Origin of the sequence: Shewanella sp. MBTL60-007, from assembly GCF_019654915.1 — a bacterium.
Taxonomy (GTDB): Bacteria; Pseudomonadota; Gammaproteobacteria; order Enterobacterales; family Shewanellaceae; genus Shewanella.
On record NZ_BPET01000044.1, the window covers coordinates 1 to 15,448 of the forward strand.

Sequence of the window (15,448 nt, forward strand, 5' to 3'; positions counted from 1 at the left end):
CATCCAAAGCAGGGCTTCTCCGCCCCCATGTGTTCGCTGCGCGAACCGAGTAGCTCATTTCCAGTCGCTAAACTTTTCTCTAAAGATTGGCGAGAAAGCCCGCTACGATGTAGCGGGCTTTTTTCGTATATGCGCTGACCAAAATTGTTCCAGACAATTTAAGGCACTTCCTATATCCATATAGGTCGCGCGAAAAGAACGACTCCCTACGTCACCCCGCCGCTGAGCGGGGTCTCCAGCTACGAAGGCAAGCTTCTCCGCGTTCACTCTTCACTTAAAGCAGATGGGCTGAATACTGCGTATTCAAAGCGCCTCACTTTCACCCCCATGTGTTCGCTGCGCGAACCGAGTAGCTCATTTCTAGGCTTCAAATTAAGTGAACTTTAAATTAAGTGAAGAAGCCACCTAGTCTTATATGATAAAAGCAGGTGGCTTTTTTTCGTTTGAAACTTCTTAGCGGGAATATTTAGCGATTAAGGCGTTTACGTCATGGATTAAGTCGCTATTTTTTATCTGAGGTAGGGTACCTGGGTTGTCAGATCTGGGTTTGATAATGGCGATCTTTTCCCCTTGAGGGGACACTAAAGCAAATGAAGCGCTATGATCTACTTGGTAATCAGGTCCTTCCCCAACCATGGCATACACAAAGCCCAAGCTACGGGTGACTGGAAACAGTTGCTTATGTTCTCCGGTCAGTGCGATAAACTCAGGGTTAAAGAAGTTCATATAGCTGTCTAATTTGGCAGTGCTATCCCGCTCAGGATCAACTGACATGAAAATGACCTGCAGATCAGACTCTTGGTTTAGGCTTGTGTAAGCTGAAGTTAGTTTACCCATAGTCGTGGGGCATACATCGGGGCAGGATGTATAGCCGATAAAAATTAGGCTCCATTTTCCCTTTAAATCTTCATTACTGAAACGGTTGCCTTGTTGATCTATGAGGCTAAACGGGGCGAGCGGAATAGGAGCTGGATACTCAAAACTGGTTTGCAGCGCAAATGGCTGCTGCTTGAGCTGTATACTGGCGTAAGCGCCTGCTGCTACGAGTAGGATAGCAGCGATTATCCAAGTGAATTTCATCTGTCATCCTCTGTTATATGAACGTGTATTCCAGCTAAGGTTAAACTCATAGCAGCCGTGTGCTGGTTAAAGGTAGTGATCAACTAATAGCAGCATAAATAGCAACATTAGTTGGTAGATAGAGAACTTAAACACGTTCATAGCTAAGCCTGGTTTTTCATGGAATTTAAGCTGCCATGCTTTATAAATAAAAGCGGCGCTCAATAGAGTCGAGCCCACTAAATAAACTGGGCCAGACATACCGACTAATACTGGTAGTAAGCAGGCAATAGCGAGCAAAATGGTATAGAGAAAAATACAGGTTTTAGTGAATTCAACACCGTGGGTTACTGGCAACATAGGGATGTCGACCTTGGCATACTCAGTTTTACGGTGAATAGCTAACGCCCAGAAGTGCGGTGGAGTCCAAGCAAAAATAATGATGACTAACAGTAGCGCGTTGCCATGAAACTCGCCTGTAACTGCCGTCCAACCTAGTAAAGGGGGCATTGCACCTGCTAGGCCGCCGACCACAATGTTTTGTGGTGTTGCGCGTTTTAGGTAAGCGGTATAGATCACCGCGTAACCAATTAAACTGGCAAATGTTAGCCAAGCAGTGAGTGGGTTAACTAAGGCATATAGAATGATAAAACCTAAGATCCCAAGCGCAAAAGCAAAGGTTAATGCTTTTACTATTGAAACCCGGCCTTTGGGCAGCGGACGGTTGTAAGTACGCGCCATTAAGCCATCGATGCGGCGATCTATCAGATGATTAAATGCGGCAGCAGAGCCAGCCATCATACCGATCCCCAGCATACCAGCAATAAGCGGTGTAACCGGTACCGCACCGGGTAAGGCTAAACACATACCGACTAAAACAGTGAGCAGCATTAGTGCGACGACTTTAGGCTTAGTCATTTCATAATAGGCGCGCCATTGAAACACAGAGCTTGTAGCGGTTTGAGACAGTGCGATTGGTTTAGCCATAGTTGAAACCTCTCATCATTTTTTGCGCGTAGAGTTGGGCGTTAGTTATTGTCATTGATCCGCCCTTTATGCTTTACGCCACAAGGCGTAGTTAATAAATACTAAAGTCAGTAGCAGCAAAGCAGCACCGCCGTTATGGGATACCGCAATACCAAGCGGTAAATGCATCACAACATTACTGATCCCCAGTGCGACTTGCAGTATGACCAAAAGCACAAGCAGCCAAGAAGCATTGCGCATAATGCTTGAATTTGCAGTGCGTATTAGTTTGAAAGCGAGATATAACAGCATGACACTGGTAACGATTGCACCGATGCGGTGAGCAACATGAATGGTCATGCGAGCTGAATAATCTAATACGCCAAATTCGAAACTGGCGTGTTCTCCTTGAAAGGGAGAAAAAGCAGCGGCGAAACTGAGATTATCGACCCAGTTACCTTCACAAATTGGTAAAGCTGTACAAGCGAGAGCGGCGTAATTTGATGATGTCCAGCCACCTAACATGATTTGCAATAGCAATACACAGATACAAATAGCAGCCAATCCCGCGAGTTTACGTGCTTGAGGATCACCGCCGGGGATCCGTAGTGGTTTATTGCGTAAATACAGCAACAATAACAATGAAAATAGTGCAAAGCCGCCTAATAGGTGCGCCATCACAATTATCGGCATCAGTTTCATTGTGACCGTCCACATGCCTAAAGCGGCTTGGAAGATAATTAGCGCAGCAATAAATATGGGCAGTTTTTTGGGAGTATCACGAGATTTGAGGCAAAGCACTAAGATAAGTAACACTAGCAAACCTAGCGTGCCGGCAATGTAGCGGTGGATCATCTCTAGCCAAGCTTTATCGGCTTCAACGGTATGACCGGGAAAGCTTTGCTGAACTTGATTTAATTCATGTGCAGCAGTGGGGACTTTTAACATGCCATAACAGCCTGGCCAATCAGGGCAGCCAAGTCCAGCATCTGCTAGTCGAGTATAGGCACCCATCAAGATAACGCATAAGGTAAAGACTAAGGTGATTTTAAGTAAGGTGTTTATCTGCATAAATAGGTTTTCCTTATCCTATTCGCGACAGCTTGAGCAGTTTACGTAGATCAGCGACTAAGGCTTTGCCTTGCATAATTTGCGCTTGATGATCATTTGTTTGTGGATAGCTCATTACAAGGCTACCAAGGGGATCAACAATCACTAATTGTTGCATGTTAAGTTGCTGACTTAGCGCTGCCGACGGTGTAGCCGTGATAAAGTCAAAATTGGCTAAGGCTGCAACATCGCTTTGCTGACTGATCATAACAATCGGGTGAACTCGATCTTGATTTCGACCCAGTGCAATATGACTCTGTTGCAAAATATAGAGCCTGTCTTCACAGGTGGCATCGCAATGCTGTGGTAGCTGATACACCAATTGCCACTCTTGGGGTTTAGGGTTAGCCATGGCGAGTGTTGTGTAGCTGAGGCTATTTAAAAGCTGACCTTTATTGGTGACCCCGCCATTATATAAATTAAAGCTAAGCACTAATTTTGCAGCGATTACTGGCAGCAGAAATGCCAGTAATAATAGGATCAGGTTTTTTCTACCTTTGCTTTGTAGGGAGTTCATTGCCGCTCCTCTTGCTTGTTTGGATCTCCTTTCGTTCAATCATCAACTTTGTTGACGGTTAACTTATAGAGATTGCTATGCATCAAAATGATTGATTAACATCGAGCTTCCCGGAACGGCTAGGTCGCTTAATTTCTAACCTACAGTGTCTCACTATTGTTGGCAATAGGCTTATGACTATGTTCTGTTTCTGTTTTTTTTAGCTTTCGCAATACCAAATAACCCATCAAGACAGCAAATACCAATGCCATTGAAAACCACTGCACTGCGTAGCCATGGTGTTTTTGTGATGACAGTGGAATGGGCTGCCAAGGGTGAGGGTAGGGATTATTCAAATTGTTTGGTTGTAATACAGCTGGTGCTAAAGGCTGACCTACTAGTTGCGCTAGTTGCGGCAAATTAAGGTTTTGTATGCGTGTAGGCTGGCCCTCTTCAGCCATTAACTCTGAGCTCATGGGGTTGAGTTGCTTTTGGTAGACTCGTCCCTGCAGCAACAGTGGCTGCATTATTGTTTGTACTTCAGGCAGTTGCGAGCGGTCTAAACTCGCGGGAATAAAGCCAAGCTCAACCAACAGCCAAGGTGTGTTTTCATTTACGGTTAATGCTTGATAAGCAAGGTAGCCAACTTGACCGTTATAGATCTGATTATCGAGCAAAAATATTTGCTCTGATTGCGGGGTTACCATTACCTGTAATTTAAAGCCGGTCGCAGGCTCATCAATAGCGAGCTTTAATAGTTCATTGTAACTAAGTACTGACGAAGACTGCCTATTATTAAGTTCTTGTTGCCACCGGGCTTTGAACTGTGCTCTTTCAAGTTGCCAAAAACCTAGCTTGACCAAAGTGGAAAACACTATCACAGTAACAAGTACAATAAATAACCAAGCAAGTTTAATCTTAACGCGAGGGAGCGCCATGTCGGTTTTGCTTATCTTTAAAGTCGTTTTAGTACTATTACTGCTATTCATACTATTTAATTTAGCGCGTGCACTATTCATTATGGTGAAAGGGCAAGGTGATGCCCCAATGAGTCAATATTTAGGTCGTCGAGTGCTGTTTTCGGTGCTGGTGGTGTTATTACTGGTCGCTGCACTTGGATCTGGAGTCATTACACCTAACTCCAGACCCTACTAGCGAAATGCTTTTAAAGCACGTACACAAAGATAAATAGACACAGCCATACCACATCAACAAAATGCCAGTACCAAGCCCCAGCTTGAAAAGCAAAATGTTTTTCTGGGGTGAAGTGACCTTCTAACACTCTGAAAAACAATACAATTAAAAATACGGTGCCTAAAGTAACGTGCATGCCGTGAAAACCGGTTAACAAGAAAAAGGTGTTGCCGTAGATCCCCGCATCTAAGGTGAGCCCCATCTCTTGATAAGCATGCATATACTCTTCTACCTGCAATGCCAAAAAGGCGATACCCAGTAAAATTGTTAGCCCTAACCATACTGTGAGAGCTTTGCGTTTGTTATTTTCTAATCCGACATGGGCAAAGTGCAGCGTCACGGACGAGGTGAGTAGGATCAGTGTGTTATATAGCGGTAAGCCCATCCAGCCCATTGCTTGTGTGGTGGTGCCATCGGGCGTGGTTACCAGTGGCCATACAGCTTCAAAGGTTGGCCATAGCACTTCATTGGTCATGGCATTATTTGATGCACCACCTAACCAAGGCACTGCAATCATACGGGCATAAAATAGTGCGCCGAAAAATGCCGCAAAGAACATGACCTCAGAAAAGATAAACCAACTCATGCCTTGCCTAAACGAACGATCCATCTGCTTTGAATAAAGCCCTGCCATCGACTCGGCAATAACGGCTCTAAACCAGCCGAAAATCATAAAGATAATCACAGCAATACCAGCTAGCAAAATGATGCCACCGCTGCCTTGTTGGCTATTGAGTTCGGAAACGTAACTGCCTGCGCCAAAAGCAATTAGAAACAGGCCTATCGCACCTATTATTGGCCATGCACTTTGCTCGGGTACATAGTAATTTTCATGTTTATTTTCAGTTGTCATGTTGTCGCTCCTGCGCACCAACGTTTGTGAAAACAACAGAGCTTTTTAGGTCTATATCATTTGGTTGGTTATATTCATTTATCATCTTGCAGCTCCTACTCAGCAACATTTTCGACATAACCTTTGTCGGTGATGTTGAAGAGGGTGTAAGAGAGGGTCAAGGTTGAAATTGAATCCGGTAATTCAGGATCCACAAAAAATATCAGTGGAAGATCTGCTTGGGCATTTGCCTTTAATGCTTGCTGATTAAAACAAAAGCATTCGGTTTTATTAAAATAGGCCGCTCCTTGACCCGGTGATACAGAGGGGATCGCTTGGCCCACAAGGTAGTTTGCCGACAAGTTACTTGCTACAAAGTGAGTACGGATTAGCTCACCGGGGTGTACTTGCATGGTATTGACTTGTGGTGTGAACGTCCAAGGCATATCGCTTTGCACTTGCGATACGAACTCCACTGTAATGGTTCTGTTTTTATCTATGGTTACCGGTTGATAGGTACTTGCAGTGCTTTGGGTTTTGCCGTTGATCCCTAAAGCATCGCAAAGTACGTCATACAAAGGCACAAGCGCAAACCCAAAGCCGAACATGCCTACAGCGCTCGCGATAAGCAGTATGATCAGTTGTTTGTTGGATTTGCGCTTAAGCTCAGTCATCTTTACTTCATCTCGGGTGGTGTTGTAAATGAGTGATACGGCGCAGGACTGGCAATTGTCCATTCAAGACCTTCAGCTCCTTCCCAAGGCTTGTCCGGTGCCTTTTCGCCACCTCGGATACATTTGATCACCACAGCTAAGAAAATCAGTTGTGATAAGCCAAAGGCAAACCCGCCAATAGAGACAATCTGGTTTACATCGGCAAATTGGATTGCATAGTCAGGTATACGTCTAGGCATACCTGCAAGCCCAAGGAAATGCATCGGGAAGAACAGAACATTGACCGAAATTACCGAGCACCAAAAATGCCAGCGTCCGAGGGTCTCGCTATACATATGACCTGTCCATTTTGGCAGCCAGTAGTAGGCTGCGGCCATAATCGAGAAGATAGCACCACTCACTAATACATAGTGGAAATGTGCCACGACAAAGTAGGTATCATGGTATTGGAAATCAGCCGGAGTAATCGCTAGCATCAAGCCGGAGAAGCCACCTATGGTGAATAAAATAATGAATGCCACAGCAAATAGCATAGGTGTTTCAAAGGTAATTGAACCACGCCACATGGTTGCTACCCAGTTAAAGACTTTAACGCCAGTTGGAACGGCAATCAGCATGGTGCAGTACATAAAGAACAGCTCTGCAAATACCGGCATCCCCGTGGTAAACATATGGTGAGCCCATACCAGAAAGGATAAAATAGCGATACTCGCTGTGGCGTAAACCATTGAGGCGTAACCGAATAATGGTTTTCGGCTAAAGGCTGGTATAATTGCGGAGATGATACCGAATGACGGTAAAATCATAATATAGACTTCAGGGTGGCCGAAGAACCAGAAAATATGCTGGAACATCACAGGATCACCACCACCGGCTGCATCAAAGAAGCTGGTGGCAAAGTACTTATCGGTAAGCACCATAGTGACTACGCCCGCAAGTACAGGCATTACGGCAATTAATAAAAATGCGGTAATCAGCCAAGTCCAAACAAACAGCGGGAGTTTCATCCATGTCATGCCCGGTGCGCGCATATTGACGATAGTCACTACAACGTTAATCGCACCCATAATCGAACTTATACCCATAATGTGTACAGCAAACACAAACAGTGCAGTGCTATCAGGGCTATAGGTTGTCGACAGTGGCGCGTAGAAGGTCCAACCAAAGTTAGGTCCGCCGCCTTCCATAAAGAGCGAACTTAGTAAGATTGAAAAAGCAAAAGGTAAAATCCAAAAGCTCCAGTTATTCATACGTGGTAGCGCCATATCTGGTGCGCCAATCATCATAGGAATTAACCAGTTCGCTAATCCGGTAAAGGCTGGCATTACAGCGCCAAACACCATGATTAAGCCATGGACTGTGGTCATTTGGTTAAAGAAGTTGGGCTCTACAAGTTGTAAGCCCGGTTGAAATAGCTCGGCGCGGATCACCATAGCCATGGCGCCACCGGTTAAAAACATAATAAAACTAAACCACAAATACAGCGTACCAATGTCTTTATGGTTAGTGGTTAAAACCCAGCGCATTAGGCCTTTCGGTGCACCATGATGATGGTCATCATGGTGATCATTTTGAGCGATAGATGGATCTTGTGTCATTGTGCTCATGTTAACCCCCTACTTTCCGTGACCATCAACGTCGGTTGCTTGTACTGCATCGCCAGAGTCATTGCCCCAAGCATTGCGCTCAAAGGTAATCACCGCTGCAATCTCTTGTGGCGTTAGCTGTTGACCAAAAGCCTGCATAGCAGTGCCAGGTTTACCGTTAATCACCATCTCAAGGTGATCGGTTACAGGCCCTTTGATTATTGGGCTGCCAACGAGTGAAGGGAATGCTGGTGGTAAGCCGGCTCCTGTAGCTTGATGGCAAGCGGCACAGCTTGTCATGTAGACTTTCTCGCCCATGGCCATTAATTCACCCATAGTTAAGTCATCTAATGCGGCGGCAGGTTTGGCGACTGCTTCGGTCTGCTCGGTAACAGGAAGTGTTGCAGGCAAAATGGTAGCAGTGCTTGCGCTATTATCGTTGGCTGCAGTGTTGTTTGAATTTGAATTAGTATCAGAGTCTGAGGCGGCATTACTGCTAATATCTGCCGCTTGTACAGCATCACCAGAGTCATTACCCCAAGCGTTACGCTCATAGGTCACCACTGCTGCTATTTCAGTTGCAGTAAGCTGTTGTGAGAATGCTTGCATTGCCGTACCGGGCTTGCCATTAACGACAATATCAATATGACCAGCGACAGGTCCTTTAATTAATGGACTGCCAATGAGTGATGGGAATACACCTGGCAGGCCAGCGCCATTAGGTTGGTGACAAGCAGCGCAGCGGGCTAAATACACTTGTTCACCTTGAGTCATCAGCTCATCCATGGTGAGTGTTTTTGATAGTGCAGCTTGGGCTTCAGCTTCGGCTTTACTTGCCTCTAACTGCTGTGCAACTAACCAAGCATCAAAGTCTTCTTCTGATAGAGCTTCAACCACAATTGGCATAAAGCCATGGTCTTTTCCGCAAAGTTCAGCACATTGGCCACGGTATACACCCGGCTTGTCAATTTTAGTCCAAGCTTCGTTAATAAATCCGGGGTTAGCATCCTTTTTAACGGCAAATGCAGGTACCCACCAAGAGTGGATCACATCATCAGATGTCATTAAAAAGCGTACTTTACGATTAATCGGCAAAACCAGTGGTTTATCTACTTCAAGTAGATAGTGTTCGCCTTTAGCTTGTTGGCCATCTATCTGCTCTCTAGGCGTAGACAGCAGGCTGAAAAATTCAATGTCTTTATCAAAATAGCTGTAATGCCACTTCCATTGTGAGCCCGTTACCTTGATAGTGAGATCCGCATTACTTGGATCTTCCATCGCGATTAAGGTCTTTGTAGCAGGAATTGCCATACCGATAAGAATAAGAAATGGCACGACCGTCCACAGGATCTCAACTTTGGTACTTTCATGAAAATTGGCGGCGACTGCGCCTTTGGATTTGCGATGGTTAATCATGGCGTAAATCATTACGCCAAATACGACGACACCAATAGCACAACAGATGTACAAGATAATCATGTGCAGGTTATAAACCTGCTCACTAATATCAGTCACACCTTGCGTCATGTTAAGTGGCATCTCTGATGCAACAAGCGCGGGTGAAAATAATAACACCAGCACACAATACAACAATTGCTTCACTAGACTTCTCCTCTGTCAACAAGACAAAGAAGAGTCACACAGTAAGTCTCTGCTCTATGTAAACTCTTCAGTTCCCAAAAAAGCAACGATGACTTCAAAGTGCACGAGTGGCTTGCCAATCGAGTCGCGATAAATACTATCGGGACAATGGCTATTGTATTTCAGTGTTTTTCACTCTTGGTGTAACCACGTTGGCACTTACGGCTGAAATATATCAGGCCGACTTCAGTCTATATAAGCTGTTACTTGTAACAGTTACCCATCAATAAAGACTGACTACTAAATCGTTCGGATATAACAAAATATCGTTGTTATTACGTATTAACCTACTTGCTGAACGAAAATTGATCAAGATCACTTTTTGAATCATTTGTTTATTATAGGCAAAAAAAAGCTCTCGATTGAGAGCTTTAGGTTTTTGGTGAAGAAATAATATATTAGAAAGGTGGGCTAACAGTTTCGTTAGTGAACGGCAGCAAATAGCGTGGTTTGGCTTAAAGCGCTATCCTGCATATTCATAGTGCTAGTGGTTAAGTGAGCGTTGGTATTTTCACTCGCGCTCTCAATAACTATGCCAGCAGCGCGGGCGCTTTTAGCAACAAGTTGTAGGCGTCGAGTATCGCGTGCATCTAATGAATTCGTCCAAGTGATCACCGCACTCGATGTGCCACTAGTTAACGCTTTTTCCATCGCCCAAAGTGTTTCCACTTCATCTTTAGCATGAACCAATAAAATTCTGTCCATTCTTACACCAGCGGCTGCTAGCATCTGTTTGTAACCAATATTAGGAGGGCTGATGAGCACAATCCAGCGGCCTTGTTGGCTTAGCTGCGAAAGTTGAGCGCTGATCTGTGTAAATTCATCGCGGCCTTGAGTTTCCGTTACCATAGTGGTGATCTCATTGCCTGAACTTGCGCCCATGCTCGTTGACGGTATGTCTTGCCAAAGCCCCGGATGACGCGGGCTAACTCCTAATAGTTTATTCATTGCCAGTCTCCATTACGGATCACACCAACGGCTAAACCTTCAATACTTAAGCTTTGGTTTGCTAGATCCACTTCAATTGATGAATATTCTTCGTTTTCTGCGTGAAGAAAAACTTTATTACCCTTTTTCTCGAAACGCTTAACGGTTACATCGTCTTCGACGCGAGCAACAACGATTTGACCGTTACGAGCCTGCTCAATCTTATGCACAGCTAACAGATCACCCTCGAGAATACCGATATTCTTCATACTGTCACCGCGAACTCTCAGTAGAAAGTCTGCCGATGGACGGAACATGGCAGGATCGACCTGATAATGTTGCTCAACATGCTCTTGGGCTAAGATAGGTTCCCCGGCAGCGACTTGGCCGATGAGTGGTAAGCCTAAATCTTCCTCTTCGGTATCTTCTTGGGTCAACTTAATGCCACGAGAGGTACCAGGCATAATTTCGATGCAACCTTTCTTAGCTAATGCTTTTAAGTGCTCTTCGGCAGCATTTGCTGACTTAAAGCCTAAACGTCTTGCGATCTCGGCGCGGGTCGGTGGCATGCCTGTGTCTGCGATGTTGCGCTTAATTAGGTCTAAAATTTCAGCTTGGCGCGGTGTAAGTGGTCTCATTGTTAACCCTGTCTTTCTATACAGTACCTGTCAGTATATACAGTAATTTTATGAGTGCAAGTAATAACCAGATATAACTTTTTCTGTGTGTGGGATCCGGTTTCAAATGAAATAAATCCAGCGAGGTTAAATTCATATTTTTCTGGCTTGATGTTTATATAAATTCAATAAAAATTAGATTTTTTAAACTAGGCTATTATTAACTCAATTTGTTTTATGTGAGCAGCGCTATGAGTCGATTAGCTAGCGATAATTCTGCTTTAAGTCCTATAAAGTCGGTTCTATTTTGGTTGGCCAATGCAGTGATATTGTCGGTGGTTCTGACTGCCTCCGCTGTCGCCTCCGATAAGGTTAAACCGACAGAAAGCGCTACTCAGCTTTCCACGCAAGACTTCATTCAAGACCCGACTCAAGATTTTGACCAAGCCTCCAATCAAGAGTCCGCTCAAGAGATGATCCAAAAAGCGATGGACAATTGGCGCGGGCTGACCTCTTCGAGTCAGTTAACCATGGTGATCCATCGTTCCGACTGGGAGCGCTCGATGACAGTACAGGGCTGGACTCAGGGAGATAAGCAATCATTGGTTAGAGTTACCGAGCCAAAGGTCGATGCGGGAAATGCCTTTCTTATCCTTGATAAACAGATGTGGAGTTATTCGCCGAAGATTAATCGGGTAATAAAGGTCCCATCGTCGATGATGAATCAGAGCTGGATGGGCAGCGATTTTTCCAATAAAGATGTTAGCCGTACCACTGAGCTTCTCGATGATTACTCACACCAATTAATTGCAACTGCAGAGCTTGATGGCCACAGGCTATATACCATCGAGTCGACTCCCCATGAGTCAGCGCCGGTGGTGTGGGGTAAGCAGGTCACCGTACTTAGGGATGACTGGGTGATGTTGCGTCAGGAGTTCTGGGATCAAGATAACAAGCTGGTAAAAGCCATGGAGTGTAGTGATATCAAGCCTGTAGGTCATCGAAGTGTTGCGATGCGCTGCCGTATGTCGCAAGTTGAGAAAGCCGGAGAGTGGACCGAGATCCGCAATCAGAACGTACGTTTTGACATTACTCTGCCCAGCTATATGTTCACTCTTTCCAACTTGAGAAATCCACGCTAATGAGTGGACAAATTTTATTGGCGTGGCGAAGCCTTTGGCAACATAAACGTCGTACTTGGCTGACCCTTGGTGCGATGATTTTTTGTAATACTTTGCTGGTGTTTATGATCACTTTTCAAGCAGGTACTTACCCTATGATGATCGAAAACACCCTGCGGATCTTTTCCAGTCAGTTGCAGATCAATCAGCAGGGTTACCTAGATGAGCCTGAGCTGCGTAAACGCATTCTCCATAGTAGTGATTTAGTCTCAAGGTTAGAGCAAGAGTTTCCAGAGCTCGATGTGATCCCCCGTAGCAATGGTTTTTTATTGGCTGCCAGCGAGCAGCGAAGTGTTGGGATCTTGGTCAACGGCGTTGTCCCTAATAAGGAGCGTCTGGCTTCGATCATTCCGCAACAGATCACTTTCGGTCATTACCTAGAAGGGGGCGATAATAACCAAGTCATTCTAGGAGAGCGCCTTGCTAAAAATTTGCAGGTGACAGTTGGTGATGAACTCACTGTGATGGGCTCTACCATGGAGGGGGGATTTGCCGCAGGTGTATTGTCGGTGGTAGGGATCTTCAGCACAGGCATAAATGAGTTGGATCGGACAACGTCTCAAGTCTCTTTAACCACCTTTCAGCGGATCTTTGGGATGCCCAATCAAGTCTCTCTATTGAGCATCAACGCGCCTTCTATGTCTCTGGTGAGCTTTTATCAGCAGCAACTGCAAACTCAGTTGCCAACCTATTTGCAAACAGGGGCTCAGTTAACCGTGCATGACTGGCAGCAGCTCAATCCTGGGATCAAGCAGGGGATTGAAGCGGATCTATCCAGTGCCGTCATTATGTATGCGGTGTTGGTGTTACTGGTGATCTTGGGAGTGATGAATACCCAGCTGATGGCTGTATTAGAGCGAACCAAGGAGTTTGGCATCATGCTGGCCATTGGCTCGAAACCGAGTCGGCTGTTTACACAGGTATTAGTTGAAACCTTTATGATGGGCATCATAGGCATGTTGCTCGGTGCGCTGTTGGGGAGCGTTGTCGCGGGTTACTTTAGCCAAGTTGGCATAGCGCTGCCGGGCATGGGAGATATTGGGGCGCAATTTGGTATAGGCGATCGAATCTATCCATTGTTATCGCCGCTTTCTGTGCTTATTGGTCCTGCGGTGGTCTGCATAGGTTCGGTGTTGGTCTCTATCTATCCAGCGCTTAAAACCTTAGGTCTTGAGCCCATTAGTGCGATGCAGAGTAAGTAATATGGGGCACATCTTTAATCCTGTTCTATTTGTTTTGGCGTGGCGCAATCTTTGGCGTAACGGCAGGCGCACCCTCATTCTGCTGTTAGCGGTCAGCTTTGGTGTCTGGTCTATGATAGTCGTGTCGGCATTTTTGCGCGGCATGGTCGATGGCATGAATCAGACCTCGTTAAACAATCTGCCGGGAGAGATCCAGCTTCATCAGCGTGATTTCCTCAATGATCAGAATGTAATGAATCATATTCCTGAGCCAGCAGATGCCTTGCTGCAGCAACTTAATCAACCTTGGATTAGCCTGTGGGTCTCGAGGATCCGCTCTCCGGTGATGATCGCCAGTGAGCGCGTGACACTGGGATCACAATTAATTGCTATTGCGCCGCAGCAAGAGCCTTTTACCGTCAGTGAACTTGAGCTGGTGGCGGGACGAATGCTTAAGGACGGTGAGGATAATGGCATCATCATTGGCCAAAAAATGGCAACTCGCCTTAAGACTGAGCTTAATAAGCGAGTGGTGATTACATTGCAGGATGTGGAGAATGAGATCGCCGAATCTGGAGTGCGTGTCGTTGGGATCTATCACAAACCGACGGGGCAGGAGGAGTTAGCGACTATCTACACGGGTAAGGCTTTTATCCAAAAGCTGCTAAATATGCCAACAAAGGTGACCGAAATCGCGGTGTTTACCGATGGTAAGCAGCCGTTAGAGTCGGTGGTTTCGAGTCTTCAAGGCGCTGTCGATGATGGTTATGACATTGCGACTTGGCGGCAACTCAATGGCTATCTCGCGGCCATATCAGACTTGATGAATAGCTATATCATTATCTTTATCGTGATTGTCTTTTGTGTGCTCGGTTTTGGCTTGGCCAACACTCTATTGATGTCGATATTTGAGCGTCAGCAGGAGATAGGTTTGATTTTGGCGCTGGGATTACAGTCGAAGGCGGTGATTGTGATGATTGTGATAGAGGCGGTCTTGCTACTGATAGCCGGCTTGATTTTCGGCGATACACTGGCACTGCTTACCACCAACGCCTTGTCGGCGGGAGTTGACCTCTCCTCCATCGCCGATGGGCTGGCTATGGCTGGTATGGATACCACCTTATACCCAGTGGTCTACAGCCACGACATTGTCGCGGCAAATATCATCGTTATGACGCTGGGAGTTATCACTAGTTTATGGCCGGCGATGAAGGCGGCACGCTCTAACCCCATTGAATCGATTAATACCGCAGCTTAGGTTAGCTAAACATAAGAGATAAGAAGGTAATCTATGAGCAACATAGTTTGTAAGGAACTCGTCAAAACATTCCAGCAGGGTGATCAGACAATCTATGGTTTAAATCATGTTTCATTAACGATTGAACAGGGGGAGATGACGGTATTGTCAGGCCCATCTGGCTCAGGCAAAACCACCTTGCTCAATGCGATCGGGGGGCTAGATGAGCCCGATAGCGGCACTGTTTATGTTGGTGATGCTGAAATTACTGGGCTGACAAAGTCGCAACGCGCCGATGTTCGTTTACAGCGGATAGGCTTTGTTTTTCAGGCCTATAACCTCATTCCAGTATTAACGGTACAAGAAAATGTCGAGTTCGTTATGCAGCTGCAGGGGATTTCGACATCTGAGCGCAGAAGACGTAGCCAAGAGATCTTATCCGAGGTGGGTCTGACAGGGCTTGAGGCGAGAAGGCCTGCACAGCTTTCCGGTGGTCAACAACAGCGGGTGGCCGTTGCACGTGCCATCGCATCGAAACCTGTGTTGATCTTAGCCGATGAGCCAACGGCTAACTTAGATAGCAAGACATCGGCACAGTTATTGGAGCTGTTTACCCAGCTTAACCGTGAGCATGGCATTACATTTTTAATTGCTACTCATGATGCTCAGGTGTTTGACTATTGTCGCCGTCATATCTATATGGTTGATGGAAAAATAGTTAGCGACTCAAGGAGTTGAGACTGAACT

The 15,448-nt window shown here is 45.7% G+C and carries 16 protein-coding genes; 5 read left to right on the forward strand and 11 right to left on the reverse strand.

Annotation, left to right across the window (positions count from 1 at the left end):
- Positions 1-453: 453 nt before the first annotated feature.
- The 5 genes from K5Q92_RS16290 to K5Q92_RS16310 form a co-directional block, all read right to left on the reverse strand.
- Entirely contained in the window at positions 454-1,080 is a 627-nt protein-coding gene (locus K5Q92_RS16290) for an SCO family protein (protein ID WP_220769985.1), read from the reverse strand.
- 66 nt (positions 1,081-1,146) lie between these two features.
- Positions 1,147-2,046, reverse strand: coding sequence for a heme o synthase (cyoE, locus tag K5Q92_RS16295; RefSeq protein ID WP_220769986.1), 900 nt, complete (start codon positions 2,044-2,046; stop codon positions 1,147-1,149).
- A 66-nt stretch (positions 2,047-2,112) separates the two neighbouring features.
- The gene (locus K5Q92_RS16300; RefSeq protein ID WP_220769987.1) at positions 2,113-3,096 is read right to left on the reverse strand and encodes a heme A synthase; all 984 of its coding nucleotides are present in this window, start codon (positions 3,094-3,096) and stop codon (positions 2,113-2,115) included.
- Between the two features lie 13 nt (positions 3,097-3,109).
- Entirely contained in the window at positions 3,110-3,652 is a 543-nt protein-coding gene (locus K5Q92_RS16305; protein ID WP_220769988.1) for a hypothetical protein, read from the reverse strand.
- A 140-nt stretch (positions 3,653-3,792) separates the two neighbouring features.
- Entirely contained in the window at positions 3,793-4,569 is a 777-nt protein-coding gene (locus K5Q92_RS16310; protein ID WP_259649598.1) for an SURF1 family protein, read from the reverse strand.
- Between K5Q92_RS16310 and K5Q92_RS16315 the strand changes: the two genes are divergently transcribed.
- On the forward strand, positions 4,568-4,786 hold the full coding sequence (locus tag K5Q92_RS16315) for a DUF2909 family protein (protein WP_028766843.1): 219 nt from the start codon (positions 4,568-4,570) through the stop codon (positions 4,784-4,786). The genes K5Q92_RS16310 and K5Q92_RS16315 overlap by 2 nt on opposite strands.
- A 10-nt stretch (positions 4,787-4,796) precedes the next feature.
- On the opposite strand, the gene K5Q92_RS16320 is transcribed toward K5Q92_RS16315, so the two are convergent.
- From K5Q92_RS16320 to lexA, 6 genes are all read right to left on the reverse strand, one after another.
- Complete coding sequence (locus K5Q92_RS16320; protein WP_220769990.1) at positions 4,797-5,678, reverse strand: cytochrome c oxidase subunit 3; 882 nt, start codon at positions 5,676-5,678, stop codon at positions 4,797-4,799.
- Positions 5,679-5,773: 95 nt separating this feature from the next.
- Entirely contained in the window at positions 5,774-6,331 is a 558-nt protein-coding gene (locus K5Q92_RS16325; protein WP_220769991.1) for a cytochrome c oxidase assembly protein, read from the reverse strand.
- A gap of 2 nt (positions 6,332-6,333) precedes the next feature.
- On the reverse strand, positions 6,334-7,938 hold the full coding sequence (gene ctaD / locus K5Q92_RS16330) for a cytochrome c oxidase subunit I (RefSeq protein ID WP_220769992.1): 1,605 nt from the start codon (positions 7,936-7,938) through the stop codon (positions 6,334-6,336).
- 9 nt (positions 7,939-7,947) lie between these two features.
- Positions 7,948-9,519 (reverse strand): cytochrome c oxidase subunit II, encoded by a 1,572-nt coding sequence (gene coxB / locus K5Q92_RS16335; protein WP_220769993.1) that lies wholly within the window; start codon positions 9,517-9,519, stop codon positions 7,948-7,950.
- Between the two features lie 462 nt (positions 9,520-9,981).
- Positions 9,982-10,506 (reverse strand): cell division inhibitor SulA, encoded by a 525-nt coding sequence (locus K5Q92_RS16340; RefSeq protein WP_220769994.1) that lies wholly within the window; start codon positions 10,504-10,506, stop codon positions 9,982-9,984.
- Positions 10,503-11,123, reverse strand: coding sequence for a transcriptional repressor LexA (gene lexA, locus K5Q92_RS16345; RefSeq protein WP_220769995.1), 621 nt, complete (start codon positions 11,121-11,123; stop codon positions 10,503-10,505). Before lexA ends, K5Q92_RS16340 begins: the two co-directional genes overlap by 4 nt.
- 230 nt (positions 11,124-11,353) lie before the next feature.
- Between lexA and K5Q92_RS16350 the strand changes: the two genes are divergently transcribed.
- From K5Q92_RS16350 to K5Q92_RS16365, 4 genes are read left to right on the forward strand one after another with little or no spacing between them, the layout of a single operon-like run.
- Positions 11,354-12,244 (forward strand): outer membrane lipoprotein-sorting protein, encoded by an 891-nt coding sequence (locus K5Q92_RS16350; RefSeq protein WP_220769996.1) that lies wholly within the window; start codon positions 11,354-11,356, stop codon positions 12,242-12,244.
- Positions 12,244-13,485, forward strand: coding sequence for an FtsX-like permease family protein (locus K5Q92_RS16355; protein ID WP_220769997.1), 1,242 nt, complete (start codon positions 12,244-12,246; stop codon positions 13,483-13,485). Before K5Q92_RS16350 ends, K5Q92_RS16355 begins: the two co-directional genes overlap by 1 nt.
- 1 nt (position 13,486) lies before the next feature.
- Entirely contained in the window at positions 13,487-14,722 is a 1,236-nt protein-coding gene (locus tag K5Q92_RS16360) for an ABC transporter permease (protein WP_220769998.1), read from the forward strand.
- Between the two features lie 33 nt (positions 14,723-14,755).
- Complete coding sequence (locus K5Q92_RS16365) at positions 14,756-15,439, forward strand: ABC transporter ATP-binding protein (protein ID WP_220769999.1); 684 nt, start codon at positions 14,756-14,758, stop codon at positions 15,437-15,439.
- Positions 15,440-15,448: the final 9 nt, after the last annotated feature.